18 protein-coding genes are annotated in these 19,005 nt (G+C 37.0%); all 18 read left to right on the top strand.

Going from position 1 to position 19,005, the window contains the following annotated elements; all coding sequences use genetic code 11:
* Nucleotides 1-58 precede the first annotated feature (58 nt).
* The 18 genes from ASF92_RS05360 to ASF92_RS05275 all read left to right on the top strand — a co-directional run bounded on the left by ASF92_RS05360 (nucleotide 59) and on the right by ASF92_RS05275 (nucleotide 18,999).
* A complete protein-coding gene (locus ASF92_RS05360; protein ID WP_197413231.1) occupies nucleotides 59-889 on the top strand; it encodes a polysaccharide biosynthesis/export family protein in 831 nt (276 codons plus the stop codon).
* Between the two features lie 49 nt (nucleotides 890-938).
* Complete coding sequence (locus tag ASF92_RS05355) at nucleotides 939-3,368, top strand: GumC family protein (protein ID WP_056088850.1); 2,430 nt, start codon at nucleotides 939-941, stop codon at nucleotides 3,366-3,368.
* 79 nt (nucleotides 3,369-3,447) lie between these two features.
* Nucleotides 3,448-3,954 carry a UpxY family transcription antiterminator gene (locus ASF92_RS05350; RefSeq protein ID WP_056088847.1) on the top strand — a complete coding sequence of 169 codons (507 nt, stop codon included), beginning with the start codon at nucleotides 3,448-3,450 and terminating at the stop codon, nucleotides 3,952-3,954.
* A 246-nt stretch (nucleotides 3,955-4,200) separates the two neighbouring features.
* Nucleotides 4,201-5,997: an asparagine synthase (glutamine-hydrolyzing) gene (gene asnB / locus ASF92_RS05345; protein ID WP_056088844.1), complete on the top strand. Its 1,797-nt coding sequence runs from the start codon at nucleotides 4,201-4,203 to the stop codon at nucleotides 5,995-5,997.
* Nucleotides 5,994-7,106 (top strand): glycosyltransferase family 4 protein, encoded by a 1,113-nt coding sequence (locus tag ASF92_RS05340; protein ID WP_056088842.1) that lies wholly within the window; start codon nucleotides 5,994-5,996, stop codon nucleotides 7,104-7,106. The genes asnB and ASF92_RS05340 overlap by 4 nt, the downstream gene beginning before the upstream one ends.
* 13 nt (nucleotides 7,107-7,119) lie before the next feature.
* Complete coding sequence (locus ASF92_RS05335; protein ID WP_056088839.1) at nucleotides 7,120-7,977, top strand: ABC transporter permease; 858 nt, start codon at nucleotides 7,120-7,122, stop codon at nucleotides 7,975-7,977.
* 104 nt (nucleotides 7,978-8,081) lie between these two features.
* A complete protein-coding gene (locus ASF92_RS05330; protein WP_056089206.1) occupies nucleotides 8,082-8,429 on the top strand; it encodes a four helix bundle protein in 348 nt (115 codons plus the stop codon).
* 135 nt (nucleotides 8,430-8,564) lie between these two features.
* The gene (locus tag ASF92_RS21340; protein WP_056088836.1) at nucleotides 8,565-9,812 is read left to right on the top strand and encodes an ABC transporter ATP-binding protein; all 1,248 of its coding nucleotides are present in this window, start codon (nucleotides 8,565-8,567) and stop codon (nucleotides 9,810-9,812) included.
* 9 nt (nucleotides 9,813-9,821) lie between these two features.
* Nucleotides 9,822-10,478 (top strand): bifunctional 2-polyprenyl-6-hydroxyphenol methylase/3-demethylubiquinol 3-O-methyltransferase UbiG, encoded by a 657-nt coding sequence (locus ASF92_RS05320; protein ID WP_056088832.1) that lies wholly within the window; start codon nucleotides 9,822-9,824, stop codon nucleotides 10,476-10,478.
* Nucleotides 10,479-10,481: 3 nt separating this feature from the next.
* Nucleotides 10,482-11,228 carry a glycosyltransferase family 2 protein gene (locus ASF92_RS05315; protein ID WP_056088829.1) on the top strand — a complete coding sequence of 249 codons (747 nt, stop codon included), beginning with the start codon at nucleotides 10,482-10,484 and terminating at the stop codon, nucleotides 11,226-11,228.
* 15 nt (nucleotides 11,229-11,243) lie between these two features.
* The gene (locus ASF92_RS05310; protein ID WP_056088827.1) at nucleotides 11,244-12,266 is read left to right on the top strand and encodes a glycosyltransferase family 10 domain-containing protein; all 1,023 of its coding nucleotides are present in this window, start codon (nucleotides 11,244-11,246) and stop codon (nucleotides 12,264-12,266) included.
* Nucleotides 12,259-13,251, top strand: a complete 993-nt coding sequence (locus ASF92_RS05305) for a glycosyltransferase family 2 protein (RefSeq protein ID WP_056088823.1) — start codon at nucleotides 12,259-12,261, stop codon at nucleotides 13,249-13,251. The genes ASF92_RS05310 and ASF92_RS05305 overlap by 8 nt, the downstream gene beginning before the upstream one ends.
* 1 nt (nucleotide 13,252) lies before the next feature.
* Complete coding sequence (locus ASF92_RS05300) at nucleotides 13,253-14,005, top strand: hypothetical protein (RefSeq protein WP_056088818.1); 753 nt, start codon at nucleotides 13,253-13,255, stop codon at nucleotides 14,003-14,005.
* Between the two features lie 3 nt (nucleotides 14,006-14,008).
* A complete protein-coding gene (locus tag ASF92_RS05295) occupies nucleotides 14,009-14,716 on the top strand; it encodes a hypothetical protein (RefSeq protein WP_056088815.1) in 708 nt (235 codons plus the stop codon).
* Nucleotides 14,717-15,622 (top strand): alpha-1,2-fucosyltransferase, encoded by a 906-nt coding sequence (locus ASF92_RS05290; RefSeq protein WP_056088814.1) that lies wholly within the window; start codon nucleotides 14,717-14,719, stop codon nucleotides 15,620-15,622.
* Nucleotides 15,612-16,604: a glycosyltransferase family 1 protein gene (locus tag ASF92_RS05285; RefSeq protein WP_157263714.1), complete on the top strand. Its 993-nt coding sequence runs from the start codon at nucleotides 15,612-15,614 to the stop codon at nucleotides 16,602-16,604. The genes ASF92_RS05290 and ASF92_RS05285 overlap by 11 nt, the downstream gene beginning before the upstream one ends.
* Entirely contained in the window at nucleotides 16,601-17,734 is a 1,134-nt protein-coding gene (locus ASF92_RS05280) for a glycosyltransferase (protein ID WP_056088808.1), read from the top strand. The genes ASF92_RS05285 and ASF92_RS05280 overlap by 4 nt, the downstream gene beginning before the upstream one ends.
* A 5-nt stretch (nucleotides 17,735-17,739) precedes the next feature.
* The gene (locus ASF92_RS05275; RefSeq protein ID WP_231729746.1) at nucleotides 17,740-18,999 is read left to right on the top strand and encodes a glycosyltransferase; all 1,260 of its coding nucleotides are present in this window, start codon (nucleotides 17,740-17,742) and stop codon (nucleotides 18,997-18,999) included.
* The last annotated feature ends 6 nt before the right edge of the window (nucleotides 19,000-19,005 follow it).

The following is a 19,005-nucleotide window of genomic DNA, read 5'->3' as shown; positions in this document are numbered from 1 at the left end:
CATACAAAAGAGTTTTATATTTATCGTGATTATTCATTTTCCTCTAATGTTATACTCTATGACAGTTAATCTATTCCGGCTTTGCGCTAATCTAAGTGTCGTACTTATCTGTTCATTTTTGCTGAACTCTTGTGCCGCACGCAGGGAGAACAGTCTTTTTAATGCGGCAAGTGATTTGATGACCGACACCATCCGGCATGTATATGTAGTGAATGATCAGGGCATCAGCGATGATTACTATAAAATAAAAGTTGATGATCAGCTGGCGATAAAAAATGTACAAAATCCTGAATTCGGAGCGAATGGTAGCCAGGTTAATTCACCCTCAACTACCCGTATCCAGCAAGCGCAATCTGGCGCCAACAGCAACGTTTTATCTTACCCGGTGGAGTTGGATGGCACTGTAAATTTACCTGCTATCGGAAAAGTTCAGGTTGTGGGTTTAAGCAGAAGAGCAGCGACAGAAAAGATCCAGGATTTATACAAAAAAAATCTACTCAAAGACCCGATAATAGAATTATCCATTGTGAACCTGAAAGTTACACTGTTAGGCGAATTCAGCAAACAGGGAAACTTTTACATTGAGAAAGAAAACACAACACTAATAGATGTAATCGGTGAAGCCGGCGGCATCACCAAAACCGCGGATCCCAAAACTCTGAAAATTATAAGAGGAGATAAAAGTCACCCCGAATTAATCTATGTAAATCTAAATGACATAAACAGCCTGGCAAGTAAAAAACTGATTTTGCAAAATAATGACATTATCATTTTGCAACAAACCAAGCGCGCCGCAGCAAGTGAAAAACTACTAAGTTTTAACAACATCGTACAACCACTAATCGTGGTGGTGAACCTGGCGGTTTTGGTTTTTACAATAACCAGGTAAACCTGGCCCAGCAGCCAGTTTCGAAATTTGTCAGGCTTATTCGATAATAGTGGAGAAGATAATAAATAAAGACAGAACATTGATTGAACCGATTCAAGAGCAAAAAGGTGTTAGCCAGAGTATAGATTTTTATAAAATCTTCCGGGTTTTCTTGAGCCGCTGGTATTGGGTAGCCGGAACGGTAATTACATCATTATGCCTGGCTTGGTTATACCTTTGGTATACACCTCCGGTTTATCAAACAAGTGCATCTCTTAAACTCGGAGAAAGTAATCCGGCAATTACAACCGGGGTGCAAATACCTAGTCAAAACTATAATTATACCGACAAAATTCAGGCAGAGGGCTTCACCCTACGCAGCAATGAGGTTATCTTAAATGCAGTAAGAACGCTTAACTATCGAATAAGCTATTTTTTAAAAGGCCGGATACGCACTACAGAACTCTATCCTCATGTACCATTTGCAATTGAAATCATTAAACAAGACAGCATTAATTTTGACAGGTCGCTATATGAAGTTACTTCTGCCGATGACCAGCATTTTACCTTTTATCCGGTAAATAATGAAGCGCAAAAAAAAACCTACCGTTATAACGAACAGATAACGATTGGAAATATGGTTTTCCGCATCAAATATAAAATACTGGACAAAGGCACTTATCAGTTTAAGTTTAATGGAAAAGAAGATTTTGTTGGACGCGCTATGAACGGCTTATCTATTGCAGAAGCCGCCCGGTTTACAAACGTAATGAGTTTAAGCCAGAAGGATGGAAATCCTGTTTTTGCTGCCGACATTCTGAATGCCATCATGAAAGAATATGTACGAACCGATGTGATTCAAAGAAGACGTTCTGCGAAACAAACCGTCGATTTTATTGACAATCAATTGGAATTTATCGATGCTCAAACCGGAAAATCTGGCCGTACACTTGCTGATTTCAAAAAACAAAATAAACTGATCGACATTGGCTCATCCACGGCTGCAACAACGGCTAAACTTTCAGATTTTGAAAAACAAAAAACAGAACTGACCTTAAAGCAAATTGGCATTAAACAACTACAGGAACAGGTAAATGCAAATAAATCCAGAATTGGAGCTAGCCTGGATCTGGGCGACGGCAATGCAAACGGACTTGGAAATTTTATAAGCCAACTCAATCTTCTCTTGGCCAGCCGGGAGACCAAGCTTAGTCAGTTTAACCGCAGTTCACCACCTGTAAAACAGCTTGAACAACAAATTGCCAACGTGAAATCCAGCATCAGAAATATCGTTGACGGTATGCAAAAACAAAATTTGCAAAACATCCGCTTTATTGAAGCACAAATTGAAGGTATTAACCAACGCGTTAGTAACATGCCTGTTAAAGAACAGAATTTCGTTAAGTTGCAGACCAACTTTGAAGTAAATAATAAGGTACGCTCCTATCTGTCGGAAAAAAAATTGGAAGCAGAAATGAATGCTGCGGCTATTGTTCCCGGTGCTTCAATAGTAAATCCTGCTTACCCATCCTATGCGGCAATTTCGCCAAATGCAGATACAACCTATAGTACCGCAATATTCCTTGGCCTTGCGGCAGGATTCGGTTTGATTTTATTGGTTCGTTTTTTAAACCCATATATTTATGATAAAGAAACGGTTGAAGCATTAACACATACACCGATTATCGGAGTAATTAGAAAATTTCCCGATTTCATAGACAAAGATAGCAAGCAGGCATTGTCATTGTCCAAACCAAAATCAGTGTTTGCCGAATCAGTCCGTTCTGTACGTACAAATCTCAGCTTTTTAGCAAGTCATAAAGCAAGTAAAGTGATCTGTATTACCTCAGAAATTTCCGGTGAGGGAAAATCATTTGTAACGCTTAACCTGGCCAGCACACTGGCCCTGATTGAAAAAAAAGTTATCCTGATTGCAGCTGATTTAAGGAAATCCAAATTACATAAGGTTTTTGGAACCAATAATACTAAAGGGTTGAGTTCATTATTATCAGGACAAACAAATTTAGCCGATGTATTGGTGCATGATTCGGTGCATCATATTGATTTTATACCATCCGGACCTGTTCCGCCAAATCCCTCAGAGTTATTGCATTCCGCAGCGATGAAAGACCTTATCAAAACCCTGGAAAATGATTATGACTATGTATTGCTCGATACTGCTCCGGTAGGCCTGGTATCTGATTCCATTCCACTTATCCGCTCTTCGGATGTCAATTTGTTTGTTATCCGTTCTGGTGTCTCCCAGCAAAGGGCGGCCAATATACCGGAACGTTTATCCAGAGAATATGGCTTAAACAATCTTGCCATTATTCTGAATGCTTTTGGAGATGATGCACTTTATTCAAACTATTATACTACAGATTATTCACGAGGAGGTGGCAACAGCACTTATTATTATTCAGATTACTCTGGTTACTCCGGCTCCGGTTACTATGATGATGAAGACAAAAAATGGTGGAAATTTTGGAGGCGAAAATAGTCAACAATAAAAGCTCAATTAATTAAGGAAAAGCACCCTAGAGGAATTTTGTTACAACTTACAAATAAGGCTAAAATAAATGATAGATAATAGTTACAAATGGTATCCGGTTTACACGCGTTCAAGGGCTGAAAAAAAGGCATATCAGGAGCTAATCCGGAAAAACATTACGGCTTACCTTCCATTGAAAAAAGAATTAAAACAGTGGAGCGATAGAAAAAAAATTGTTACTGAACCTTTGATAAAATCCTACCTGTTTGTATTTATCTCCGCCAAAGAACATGCAGAAGTATTGATGACAAACGGGATTGCGAGGTTTCTTTACTTTTCAGGTCAGATAGCGTCTATGCATGCAAAGCAAATTGAAAACTTAAAGCTTTTATTGGCTACAGATGATGATCTGGAAGTTTTTAATTATGAAGTTAACGTGGGTGAAAAAGTACGCATAAAAGCTGGCCCCTTTAAAGATATGATTGCAGAGCTCGTGTCTCTGCATAACAAGCAACGCCTTATTCTTCGTTTGGAGAACTTAGGTTTTTCAATTAAAATAAACACTTCTATGGCTTTTATTGAGCCTATTAAGTGATTTTTTGCTGCAAGCGGGCATTATTATAATGCTCAAGTTGTGGCATACTGCATACCGGTTTTTTGAAGAGCATATCTAATGGTAATGCAACTTCATACGTTTTATCAGTTCGTTTTAAAAGAAAATGTGACTGAAAGGGCGAAGCTGTGTAAAGACGATACTTTCATATGAAATCAGCAGATGATTAAATCCGCACCCATCTTTATTCAATCTATTATTTATTATTTCCATATTAAAGGTTATTAAATGTGCCGTATAGCTGGAATTATTGATAAAAGCGCAGATCCTAAACAAATTGAACAAGATGTAGAGGCGATGTGCGCTTCAATGCAACACGGCGGTCCGGATGGATCGGGGCTTGTAAATGAATCATCCTTAGCGTTGTGTTTCGGTCATAGGCGTTTAGCATTATTGGATCTGTCTTCTTCCGGTCAGCAACCCATGCGCTATGGTAACAATCTGCTTATTACTTTTAACGGGGAGATTTACAATTATCCGGATTTAAAAAAACAATTGTCCGCATTGGGTTATCAATTTAGGACACAAACCGACACCGAAGTCATTTTAGCAGCTTATCAAAACTGGGGAATCAAGAGTTTCAGCAAAATTGAAGGCATGTTTGCATTCGCATTACTGGATAAAGAAAAAAAGTTAAGTTATTTGGTAAGGGATCAGAATGCCATAAAACCTTTGTATTATTCAACGGAACAACAGAGACTCGTATTTTCATCTGAAGTTAAAGCATTCTCTAAAACATCTTATGTGTATACAGAAAATGAAGACTGGAAAACTTATTTTCTTGCGTTCGGACATATTCCGGCACCCTACACCACGCTGAAAAATGTTTTTTCATTGAAACCAGGTTATTTTCTGGAATGGAGCCATGTACAACTCGCTTCCCGCACTTTAAGTTTTGAACATGAAAATCTCATACATCACCCCGCGAAAAAAGCAATGGTTAGTAAGGTACTGGCGGATAAGTTAAATCGTTCTGTAAAACAACATATGATTGCTGATGCTCCGATTGGGGTATTTTTGAGCGGTGGTTTAGATTCCAGCATTATAACGCTGATTGCAAATCGGTTTAGCACGAAAAACTTACCTATGGTATCGATAAACTTTGCTGAACCAGCTTATTCAGAAGAAAAGTTTCAACGGTTGATTGCCGAGCACATAAATGGAACACACCATAGCCACAACGTCGGAGAAGCAGATTTCAATAAATATTTTAAGGATATTCTATCTGCTATGGATCAGCCAACCAGCGATGGAATTAACAGCTGGTTCGTAAATAAATTTGCCCGGATTAATGGTTTAAAAGCAGTTTTATCTGGTATAGGTGCCGATGAATATTTTGGTGGCTATCCATCTTTTAACAGGATGAATACCATTAAATACCTGAAAAAACTGCCCCGCTATCTGTTAAAATTGATGGCTAAACTGCCTTCAGAAAAATTTAAGAGAATTTATTACTTGAGCTACCAAAATCCGATAGGTGAATATCTTTTCCTAAGAGGCTTTTTCATTCCGGAAACAATCGCCGGTATTCTAAAAATAAATAGAAACGAAATAGACAGTTTATTTGAAAATTTTTCCGTTGATGAAAGCTTAAACAAATTGAGTGGAAAAGAACGTGTAGCCTGGTTTGAGACGAATATATTCATGCAAAACCAGTTATTAAAAGACACTGACTTTATGAGCATGATTCATGGCATTGAAGTGAGGGTACCTTTTCTGGATAAAGGCCTGGCAAATTATGTCAGCAGCCTTTCTACCGAACAACGCTTTAAAAAGGAGCCGAAAGGCATACTCGTAGACGCTTTTAAAGATATTTTACCAGAAAGCATCTGGAAAAGGCCAAAAATGGGATTTAGTTTCCCCTTAGATGACTGGTTTTTAAAAGGCGGACAAATAACAGATGAGAAAATTTTCGCAGGAAATGAGTGCGCTGTTAAGCAAATCAGGAAATTTAAATCGGGAAAATTACATTGGTCTAAGGCATTTGCTTTATACCAGATAGCCATAGCAAATAGTCAAAGTTGAAAAATAAGGAAATTTTATTTTTAAGCTTATATACATTTGGGCTAACCGGAGGTATTGAAAATGTTTGCCGGGTTTTCATTCATGCGCTTGAAGACCTTGGAAGTCAAAACAAGATCAATGACTTTAAAGCGCTGTCTCTTTATGATAATTCGTCCTCCACTGAAAATTACATCGGATTTGGTGGTAATAAACCACTATTTTCCTTATCGGTAGTAAAAAATGCCATCCAAGCTGAAGTGGTCATTCTAAGTCACATCAACCTGTTACCCTTCGCGAAGCTGATACGTATTATTTATCCCAGGAAAAGGATCATCCTATTTGCACATGGCATAGAAGTATGGAGGCCATTATCATCCTGGAGGCGAAAATTACTTAATAAAATAGAGCTATGGGCGGTGAGCCGTTATACAGCATCGGTTTTAAAATCATCTCAGGGAATATCAGAGAAAAACATCCACATATTAAATAACGCACTTCCAAGATCATTTAATTTTAGACTCAAACCGACACATCAGTTAAAACCCTTAGAAAAATACGGTGTGCCAACGGTCAACCGGGTATTACTTACCGTATGCAGATTATCTTCCTCTGAAAAATACAAAGGCTATGATATTGTTTTACAGGCCTTAAAACACCTGATAAAAATCCATCCTCAGATCAGTTATTTATTAGTTGGCCAGGCTGATGCGATTGAACAACAAAGAGTGGAAGCATTGATTGCTGATGGTAACCTTCAGGAAAATGTAATTTTAACCGGGTTTGTTCCCGATAGCGAACTTGAGCTTTTATACCAATCGGCAGAAATCTTTGTTATGCCCAGTCATGGTGAAGGCTTTGGCCTGGTATTCATCGAAGCCGCCGCACACGGCTGCCAGATTCTGGCAGGCAATGCTGATGGCAGTACAGACGCCGTATTAGATGGAAATCTTGCTTTAATAATTAATCCGGATGATCCTGAAGCCGTTTATACCGGACTTATACATTTATTGGAAAGTCCATTAAGCATTGAATCGAAATTGGCAAGATTAGAATTGGTTAAAGCACATTTTGGCTTCGAAAGTTACTTGGTAAAAGTGGATAGATTGTTAAACAGACAGCCTTTATTTTGAAAGAAACTTTATAATGATGCATAAAAATAAATACGACTGGATAATTGAGGCAAAAGCACCATTATTTAATTTTAAACTACAGGAAACCTGGTTATACAGGGATCTATTAGTACTGCTGATTCACCGCGACCTGGTTTCCTTTTATAAACAGACGATTCTCGGCCCGCTGTGGTTTTTTATACAGCCCCTATTTACAACCGTAATATTTACTTTCATATTTGGAAATCTTGCAGGCATTTCTACTGATGGTTTGCCAAAGCCCCTCTTCTATATGGCCGGAATAACCGCCTGGAATTACTTTGCAGACTGCCTTAATAAAACCTCAACTGTTTTAAGGGATAATGCCGGAATTTTTGGTAAAGTTTACTTCCCCAGGGTGATTATGCCGCTTAGCATAGTAGCGGGCAATTTAATACGCTTTGCAGTCCAGTTCATTCTTTTTATAATAATGATAGGCTATTATTACCTGAATGGACACCGTTTAGATGTAACCTCCGCTGTTCTATTTTTTCCTTTTCTTATCATGCTCATGGCAATGCTAGGGCTGGGTTCAGGAATGATTATTTCTGCGATGACAACTAAATACAGGGATTTAACTTTCTTAGTATCATTTGGGGTACAATTGCTCATGTACACTACAACGGTTATCTACCCCCTTTCTGTTGCATTGGAGAAATATCCAAGATATGCATGGGTAATTGAATACAACCCTATGACTCCGATTATTGAAACTTTTCGTTATGGATTTTTAGGCGAAGGTCGTTTTAGCTGGGATGGATTGGGTTATGCAGCGACCATAACCTTGGTTTTATTAACTTCCGGACTTGCTGTTTTTAATAAAGTTGAACGGGATTTTATGGATACGGTGTGATGGAAATCGTTTTTCGTTGGCCGTTTCTCGCATCGACTACAATTCAATAAATTAAATATCTTTAATAATCATCCTTTAAATATTTAGATATAAAAATGTATAGGATGAAAAACAAATTAGAAGTCTGGAAAAAATCACACGATTTAATCCTATCAATTTACTCGGTAACTAAGCAATTCCCAAAAGAAGAATTATTTGGTTTGACGTCGCAAATCAGGAGAAGCGCAGCAAGTATCCCAACAAACATAATCGAAGGACAAGCCCGTCAATATGTAAAAGAGTTTAAACAATTTTTGTTTATCGCAAAGGGGTCTCTAGCAGAAACACAATATCATTTATTCTTGGCCAAGAATTTAAATTATATGAATGACCAAAATTACGATATAATTAACACTCAGATTATCAGCATAAAGATGATGCTGGCTAAATTAATTAGTGCTTTGAGTAGATAGTCATTGCCTTAACATTTTCTAATGGCTACCCTCTAATTACTTATGTTTCTAAATTAACTAAAAACGAAAACGATTGACAGAAAACGATCGACAAAAACCTGTAAACGAAAGCGTTGATGAAAAACAAAATTAACAATGAATTCTGCCATCAAAGTAGAAAATCTGTCTAAGGCCTATCAGCTTGGGCAACTTGGCACTGGAACGATTAGCCGAGACCTATCGCGCTGGTATGCAAAAATCCGTGGTAAGGAAGACCCTTTTCTGAAAATTGGGGAAAGTAATATTCAAAATATCAAAAGCGAAAGCGATGTGGTCTGGAGTTTAAGAGAGATCAATTTTGAAATTGAACAAGGCGATGCAGTTGGTATTATTGGCAGGAATGGTGCCGGAAAAAGCACTTTATTGAAAATACTAAGCAAAGTTACAGCGCCTACCACGGGCAAAATCTTCGGCAATGGCCGGATAGCAAGCTTACTTGAGGTGGGCACAGGCTTCCATCCTGAACTCAGTGGCCGTGAAAATATCTTTTTAAATGGTGCGATACTGGGCATGCGTAAAAAAGAAATTCAGCGCAAACTGGAAGAAATTGTAGATTTCGCCGGAATCGAACGTTACCTGGATACGCCAGTAAAAAGGTATTCTTCGGGTATGTATGTAAGGCTTGCTTTTGCGGTAGCCGCTCACCTGGAATCGGAGATTTTAATTGTTGATGAGGTCCTGGCCGTTGGTGACGCTGAATTTCAGAAGAAATGCCTGGGTAAAATGGGCGAAGTGAGCAAACGAGATGGTCGAACGATATTGTTTGTAAGCCATAACATGAATGCCATTTCAAACTTTTGCTCAAAGGCGCATCTTTTAGTAAATGGAACACTCGCCTATTCTGGAGACGTTATTAAAACAATAGAACAATACACGAAGGCAAAAAATCAAATTGAGCGCACTCAAATCAGCAATTATAAATTAAATGACTTAGTTGAAATTGATAACTTCAGTTTATCCGGCTCCGGTTTTATCAGTTTTTCTGACCTCAGATTCGACCTGACAATCAGCAGTGCTTTAAAAAACATATACCATACAATAGCAATTTTACTCTATGATGAATTGGGACAAAAAGTCGCATTTATAGATTTAAGGAACGAGAAATTACTAAAAATTTATAACTCAACCTTCAAAATTTCGGTGAGTGGTACCATTCTGAACCTGCCTTTATTACCCGGCAGATATAATCTCGGTATTCATGTCAATTCCGCTCTACTGTATAAAGATTTTTTTGATCTGATACAATTTGTGGTTCATCAGAAAGCGATGGCTGATGACATAACACCGTATCCAGTACACATTAGAGGAAATATTGAACTTGACTATAAATTTGAATATTACTAAAAACACTTCATGTTTGGAAATAGCTTATATAAAGACAAGGATAAATCTTACTTTGATCACAGCAGAAAAGAGCTTCTAAAATACGTTCCTGAAAAAATTAAAAAAGTGTTGGATGTTGGATGTGCTTCAGGAAATTTTGGAAAGATGCTGAAAGAGTTTTATGATTGTGAAGTTTGGGGTGTAGAACCTGATACATTATCTGCGGGGATTGCCGGAACTAAAATAGACCATGTGATAAATTCCTTTTTTGGCCCTGACATTAAAATACATTCTGTAAATAAATTTGATTGTATATTCTTCAATGACGTTTTGGAACACTTACCACATCCGGAGGAAGCCCTAAAACTTGCATCTAACTACCTGGAAACTAATGGGTGTATAGTCGCTTCTATTCCTAACATCAGGTATTATCCCGTTATTTTATCTCTTTTAAGATACAAGGATTTCAAATATTCGGATGCCGGAGTAATGGATAAAACGCACCTTCGCTTTTTCACAAAAAAAAGCATAATCAGGCTTTTTGAAGATTGCAATTTTAAAGTCGAAACCATTGAGGGCATAAATAAGCACACGTACAAATACCTGGAAATAGCAAACTTATTGTCATTTAACAATCTGGAAGACATGAGATATCCGCAGTTTGCAGTTGTTGCCACAAAAATTTAAGCAGTGCCAACCAACATTGATGTAATTATTCTCAGTTATGCAAAGAATAGTGCGCTTAAAAAGCTTACGGAGCAAACTATAGCCTCCTGCGTAAACTCGGAAAACCCTGGGGAAATTTCATTTAATATTGTAGTCATCGAATCCTACCGGGAACTCGAACCTTTTCAATTTGAACATTCAACAACTATTTATCCGACTGCTAAATTCGGCTTTCATCGATACCTTAATATTGGCATCAGAAATACAGCTCATGATTACATCTGTTTTTGCAATAATGACTTGATTTTTCATAAGCATTGGGCCACTGAAATTTTAAATGCAATGAAGCAGAATCCCGGCTTGCAATGTTGCAATACATTTTGCGATAACTTCCATCAGGATAAGGCACATTATTACAATGGCAACATAAACTACGGTTATGAGAATGGGCTTTTTTTTACAGGTTGGTGTTTTTTGGTTAAGCGATCCATCTTTGACATTACTGGTTTCTTTGATGAAAAATTCGAATTTTGGTTTAGCGATGACGATTTCCGTCTGACTCTAAAGAAAAAAAACCTGGCAAATGCACTGGTTATCAAATCAAAAGTAACCCATTTAAGAAGTGAAACACTAAACAAAGCGGATAAAAAGAAGCAAAAACGCCTTCAGTACAGCAGTCTTGCTTATTATAAGTTTAAATGGCAGCATCACAATCCCTTGAAATATTATATCGAAATGTTAAAATATAAGTTGAAGGTCTACATTAGTTAATAACAAACATCGGAATTGAAACAAAAAATTAACATTCAATTCAGGAACGGGCTTTCCTTCGAAGACTTTCAAAAAGATGTTTTTGAACCATTTGGCCTGACAGAAAAATACTTTTTTGAACAATCAGAAAAGCCAGACGTTGTAATTTTCGGTCCATACGGCGATGATATACCTCCAAAAGGAAACTATACCATCGTAGGTTATTTCTGTGAGAACATTTTACCTGATTTATCCATTTGTGACTATGCATTTGGAATACCGTTAGAATCAGAAATAAAAAATAGCAGATACAAAAGAATACAGTGGCACGGCTTTAACCCTGAAGTTCTCGTTAAAAATTATAGCGACAACGAAATTGATCAAATTCTTAACACGAAAACCAGGTTTTGCAATTTCCTATATTCAAATCCCATACATTATAGAGAGGAATTTTTCAAACAACTTTCTAAATATAAAAAAATAGACGCTCCGGGTTTGTCGATGAATAATATGCACCATATCGATAGTACAAAAGATAGCATCTGGGAGGCAAAACGTCATTTTTTATTACCCTATAAATTTACAATTGCTTTTGAAAACGACGTGTACCCCGGTTATCAAACTGAAAAACTTTATGATGCAATGAAGTGTGACAGCTTACCGATTTACTGTGGTGACCCGAACATCTCTGATGTATTTAACACAAGGAGTTTTATAAATGTGCCGGAATATGTTAAACCAAACGCTGGTTTTTTCATAAAATCATTAGAAAAAATAGCCCAGCAAGACTTTACAGATTATCGACCTGCATATTATAACCGTTTACGTGACAGAATAAAAAGAAATTTAAAGTCCAGAGGCAGAAAGCTGAAAATGAAGTTACTATTTAACAACCTGAACAGCGCTCCATTTATCGAGAAAATTATAGAGATAGATAGAAATCAAGATCTATATATCGAATATTTGAAACAACCATGGTTTAATGATAATATTATTCCTCAATATTCATCATCTGTAAATAGGTGGATAGAGATTTTCAATAAACACAAAAGTGAATAGTCCTTTAGTTTCTATAATTATCCCGGCTTATAATTCCGAAAAATACATCGGGGCTACTATTCAGAACGCATTACGTCAAACATGGATGAATAAAGAGATTATTGTTATAGATGACGGATCAACAGATCATACCTTATCTATTTTAATGTCGTACGAAAATCAGGATATAAAAATTTTAACGCAAGCAAATAACGGTGCCTCTTCTGCAAGAAATCTTGGCTTATCCATTGCAACAGGTGATTTTGTGCAATTTTTAGATGCTGATGACCTTTTAGAAAACAATAAAATTGAATTACAAATACGCAAATTACTGGAAAATCCGGATTCAATTGCCTTCGGATCGTGTACCCGTTTCAACACCAAAGCTAATTTGCATCTAAGTAACCGGAGCCTCCATTCTTTTATTTCTGAGCTTGAGCAACCCATCGAACTCATAAAAAAAATATACGGTTGTGATAAAAATATACCAGGAAGCATGATTGAAACCCATGCCTGGTTAGCACCAACAAATATTATAAAAAAAGCAGGTCTATGGAATGAAGAATTATCGTACAACGACGACGGGGAATTCTTTTTAAGGGTAATATTACATGCTAAAAGTATAATTTATCTGCCTGATGCAGTTGCATTATACCGGAAGGATGATAAGAATACTTTATCAACACTTTCCGGTTATAAGTCGCTGTTATCATCTGTAAAGGCATTGAATATCATGAGCGATACCTTAAAAAACTACCTCAGTCCAAAAGAGTATTTTTATTGCTTCCATAGGTCATACCGGGAGGTCGAACTAATGTCTTTTCCTGCACACAAAGAACTTTCTACTTACTGTAGATACAAACGTCTTCAGATTTCAAAATTTTCAGGCATATATGAAGCGAGCGAAATTAAGCTTGGTGGAGGTGTTATAAACGCTGTTGCCAAATATCTGAATTGGCGGCTGGCAAGATACCTTCAATACATTAAAAAATACTTAGGCATTTAAAATGATGTTTAGAAAATATTATCAATATCGCTTTTTCAACCCTTTTAAAGCCGTATTTTTCTTTTTAGCTGACGTTGTTGTTAAACATAAAATATTTGCTGTTGAAAGCAATTACTTATCCGACAGAAAAAATAAAAAAATAATCGCTTTTAGCCTGTATGGCGACGAAGACCGGTATATAAATAACATTGAATCTTGCATTAGCAGTTATAAAGCCTTTTTTCCTGGTTGGCAAATCAGGATATACATGAGTCGGGACATAACCAATAAAATTTTTAACCGCATTAAAGAGCTAGGCTGCGAAATCATAGTTATGAAACAAGAAGGTAAGGATTTCAGATACATGTACTGGAGATTTCTACCCTTAGACGACATCGATACGGATGTGGTGTTAATCAGGGATATTGATTCCATCGCATCGGAAAGGGAGCGGAAAATGGTTGACGAATGGCTGTATTCCAATAAAAAACTACACATTATAAGGGACCATTTTCTTCATAACTCAAAAATAATGGGCGGTATGTGGGGAATATGTATAAATAAAAAACCGTACGGAATTCTAAAAAAAATGCACAAATTCACAAAGAAAAACCGGTATGGTAGCGACCAGCGGTTTCTCGAAATCATATACAATGACCATATTACCGATATGCATGTGAATGATGTTATGCACCGGTATCTTAATGAAAATCCAGTAATCATCCCAAACCCTCATGCGCATTTTCATATTGGTCAAATTAACGTGAAAAGCTGAATAATGATAGCCATAATTTCATCAACACTTATTCCTTATGCCCCTTCCTATTTTACCAATCAGGAGCGACTCGAACAAACCATACACACTATAAATAAGTTAAGCGAGAAAGGTTTTAAGCAAATTTTTCTGTTTGATAATTCGGTAAATGAAATAAATATGGACTGGATACAATCGCGGACAAAACAGGATATAAATATATTTTACGCCCGGCAATACGGCTTTGAAAATAAAGGTTTAAATGAAGCCTTGTTAATTCTTAATAACCTTCATAGAATTCCTGAAGATGAATATGTATTTAAAATAAGTGGACGATACTATCCCAACGAAGCATTTAATATTTCTGAAATGATAGAGAAAATTACAGATAAGGAAATACTGGGCTATTGTATCAATATGGACGCCGATTTCCCGTTCTTTAGCACACGTTCTTACCTCGTAAAGAATAAAAAAGCATTAGAGAGCATATTAAAATTGGCTGTAGAAGAAATGATCGGCTATGGAAGATCCTGTAACAGCATCAGAAATTTAGTCAGCTTGATGAAATCAATTTTTTATAAAAATATTGTTGTCGGTACACCATTTACCTTGTCTTTAGAACAATCTTTTGGTCGCATACTTAAGTTCAAAAAGAACTATCAACTTGCAGAATCCATGAATATAGAGGGCTTTGTAGCTGGCTCAGACAAACTAGACTTCATATCCGAATAAATGATTGTGGTTAATGATAAACCCGGACAACTTTGCAATCAGCTTTGGGCGAATGCCCCCTTGATTGCACGTGCTTTGAAATACAATAGGAAATATCTAAACCTGTACTTCAATGAGAACAGAAACTACTTTGAAAACCTCAATTGCTACAGGAATATTAGATTCAACTATTTTAAAAGTCCTTTTCTGGATGTATATCTCAGAAAAATCCTACTAAAACTGGCCAGAACTGCACCAGGCTGGTTGCTAAAGACGTTACGAATTTATGCAGACAAAATAAACTGGAAAAAGGAACCCTGGGAAGACTCTGCACTACATACCAAACAGGGGATTTTTATTATGGGAGGTGGATTTCGTAGGAACAGCCGTATCTTTTTAGAGCAATATCATGCCGAGATAAAAAACATTTTCCAGCCAAAAAAATATTTTACTTCCAGTATAACAGAATTGTTCAATACAAAGCGGGAACACCATGATGTTATCATCGGCGTTCATATCAGAAGAGGTGATTACAAAGCATTTCTGGGTGGAGTATATTATTTTAACGACAAAATTTATCTGAATTATTTAAAGTCTTTAAAGGAACAATTTGTAAATCTTGGTCAGAATCCTGGTTTTTTGCTCTCATCAAATGAGGAATTGAACTTAGAATTTTTTTCTGAATTAGACATCTTTCAATTGGAACAGCCGTCTGCGATTGAAGATGTATATGCATTGAGCTGCTGCGACTTCATCATTGGTCCTCCAAGCACTTTTTCGATGTGGTCCTCTTATATTGGTAAAGTCCCATTAAGATTTATAAAGTATAAAAATGAAAACATACAACTATCTGATTTTAGCAGAATTGTAGAACAGGATGTTTTCGAAAACAACACAATTTTAGAACACGTAGCTTTTGACGATTAATCTGTTTTACGATGAGCCTGATCCGGATCGATGGGTTAGATTTGATCGATTCCCTAGGCGTCTGATTAGGAGACTATTTAGAGGAAAGTCTCAACCCGGTGGCCAGGCAATGGTCGCTTTAGGATTGATGAAAGGCCTTGATTTGCTAAAAATTCCGTATCGCTATAATGATTATAGCTATGCCAGGAACAATCCGGGTGAATTGATTGGCGTTCTCGGCAAAACTCATTTACTTTATGAGCAAAAGTTTAAAAATCCAATAGTATTAGGGGCAAGTATATTTTCCCATCCGATCGAATACCCAAATTTACTCGAAGACCATAAAAACATTAAACAAATCCTGGTGCCAGGCAATTGGATGAAAAAAATGTTTGAACCTTATTTCCTGGGAAAGGTTTTAAGTTGGCCGGTGGGAATTGATACGGAAAAATGGTCAGGCGAAATAAAAAAAAATAGTTTGCCTGTCGACTATCTAATTTATGATAAAATAAGATGGAATCGTGGTGCTGCCGAAGATGGACTAATTATACCAATTCTGCACAGACTCCAGGCACAGGGCTATACATATGAAATCATCCGCTACGGACACTACAGTCACAACCTTCTGATGAATAAGCTCAGTAGTTCAAAAGCGGCCATTTTCTTATGTGAACATGAAACCCAGGGCTTGGCTTATCAGCAAATTTTAGCAACGGGAACACCAATATTTGCATATGACCAAGAGGAATTTTGGCTGGATCCGGAGTTCTACCCACATAAGGTCAAATTTGGACCGGTGAGCTCTGTACCCTATTGGGATGATAGATGCGGTTTACGCTTTAATAGCCTTGATGATTTTGAAAATAAACTCGAAGTCTTCCATAGGAAATTAAAAAATGATGAGTTTTCCCCTCGTAGTTACATTACTGAAAATCTAAGCCTGGAGCTTGCCGCGAAAAATTATTATGACATTTATTCAAAACTCTACTGGCATACAAAATGAAAGCCTTATTCTTATACAATCCATTAGATTTAGATGCAGCAATTCCCGGAGGGGTCCAAATATGTTCAAGAAAATTTCTCAAAATAATCAAATTAAGTAGCGATGAACTCTATTATTTCGGGGTTAATTACAGCAAATCGTTACTATTTAGATTCTTACATAAGATAAATTTCGATCTTTACCAGGCTTATGCGGTTAAAAGATATCGTGAAAAATTAGTTTCTGTTTTAATTGAGAAGAACATTACGCATGTTTTTATCAACAAAGCTGAGCTAATCAGATTTTCCCGCTTGATTAAGGAATCAAATCTTCCTAATAAGCCTAAAGTAATTATAATGTCTCACGGCAACGAATCTGGTGATCTTTTAGGTGACCTTACCAATGCATCTAAAGGGATTTTAAAATATGCAGGCATCTTCAAATTAGGCATCGTGCTGTATTTAGAATCTCATTTCAGGAAAAGGTATGTCGATCTGGTTTGTACAATGTCCTTGGAAGAAAGTGCCATCGAGCGGTGGTTGGGAATGAATAAACCGTTTTTCATTCCACAAATGATCGATCGAAATGTGAGGATTGATAGAAACCCAACAGTGGGCATATATGGTTACGTCGGCACATTAGATCATGTACCCAATAGTACAGCACTAAATATGCTTTTCTCAGCATTGATTAAAGCGCAATTGAATATCGAAATAAGAATTGCAGGGCAGCCTGCTGAAGTTGGAAAGATGCTCGCATCGAATTACCCTTTTGTAAGCTACCTTGGTCCATTATCGGATGATGAACTACAAAAAGAAATCCAAACATGGTCTTTCTTCATCAATCCGATTTTCAATTACTCCAGGGGCGCTTCAATGAAACTCGCTAAAGCGATTGAATGGGAAATACCAGTCATTACCACTATGGCTGGCAGAAGAGGTTATTATTGGAATGATAATTACACCCTTCAATCTGAAGATAATGTTGTGGATTTTATCGAAAAAATAAAACTTGCTAACGGTGAATTGCATAGCTATAGCACCTATTTCGAGCAAATTAAGTTAATTCGTGACAACAGTCCGGATGCAGAGAAGTTAAGTTCAGAATTAAATACAGCATTATCGATAATTAATAAAACACCTGCGAATTGAAAAAAGTGCTTATAATTTCCCCGCTTTTCCCTCCGGTTAATGCGGCAGATATGCACCGCGTAAGGACAAGCCTACCCTACTATAAGGATTTCGGCTGGGATGTGGAAGTGGTGGTCGTTGATGCCCTATATATAGATATGATTAAAGATCCCATCTTGTCTTTATCTGTACCTGATGACATCATTATACATACGCTATCCGCATTACCGAAAAAAATCACACAGAAATTTGGCTTAGGAAGTGTCGCGTTGCGCTCATTTTGGCAATATAAAAGTAAAGTAGATAGATTACTGAAAAGGAATAATTATGACTTAATTTATTTTTCAACTACCCAATTTCCGCTATTAATTCTGGGATCATATTGGAAACGAAAATTTGATGTGCCTTATGTTATCGATATGCAAGATCCCTGGCATACGGATTACTATCAGCGCAAGCCAAAAAAAGAGCGTCCGCCAAAATACTGGTTTTCCTATCGGTTGAACAAATATCTGGAGCCAATTGCAATGAAAAAGGTAGGTGGTTTGATAGCAGTTTCTAAAACCTATATTGACGATTTAGTAATTGGCTATCCATGGCTTAAAAACATACCCGCAGCGGTAATTCCTTTTGGAGCAGATCCTCAAGACTATGAACTGGCTAAATCTAAGAGTACATATGCCATAGAATTTGATGAAAAGAAATTGAATATTGTGTACACCGGGGCTGTCGGACATATAATGAGGAAGAGTATCAACTTTCTTTGTATGGCATTAGCAGGTTTAAAATTAAGTTATCCAGATGCTTACAGTAAAATACATTTATATTTCGTTGGTACAAGTTATGCGGGTGCTGAAAGGGCAGTACACACTGTTGCACCGATAGCAGAGCAGTATGCAGTTGACGAAGTTATTACGGAAATAACTACAAGAATTGGCTATTACGATTCATTAAATTTATTACATACTGCCGATTCGTTATTAATTCTGGGCTCTGACGACGAAGCCTACAACCCATCAAAAATAGATGTTTACGCTTTGGCTGGAAAGCCAATAATTGGCATTTTTAACTCTGGTGGTGCTGCTGTTGCTAAGATCGGGCAACTTGGTTCAGGGAAAGTATTTAAATATTCAGTAAATGGTGAAGAAGAAGAACTGGTGGAATTTTTAAACTACCTGAGCAAGCAAAGTGGTTCACCATTGTCAACAAAAAAATATTCTAATTCTGCCAAAACGTTAACACGGGAGCAATGCAATCTTTTTAGTAAAGTTCTAGCGCATTCTTAAAGGAAT

The organism is Pedobacter sp. Leaf176, from assembly GCF_001424305.1.
Taxonomy (GTDB): Bacteria; Bacteroidota; Bacteroidia; order Sphingobacteriales; family Sphingobacteriaceae; genus Pedobacter.
Note: the sequence above shows the minus strand (reverse complement) of the source record. Positions and strands in the feature narration are given on the sequence as shown.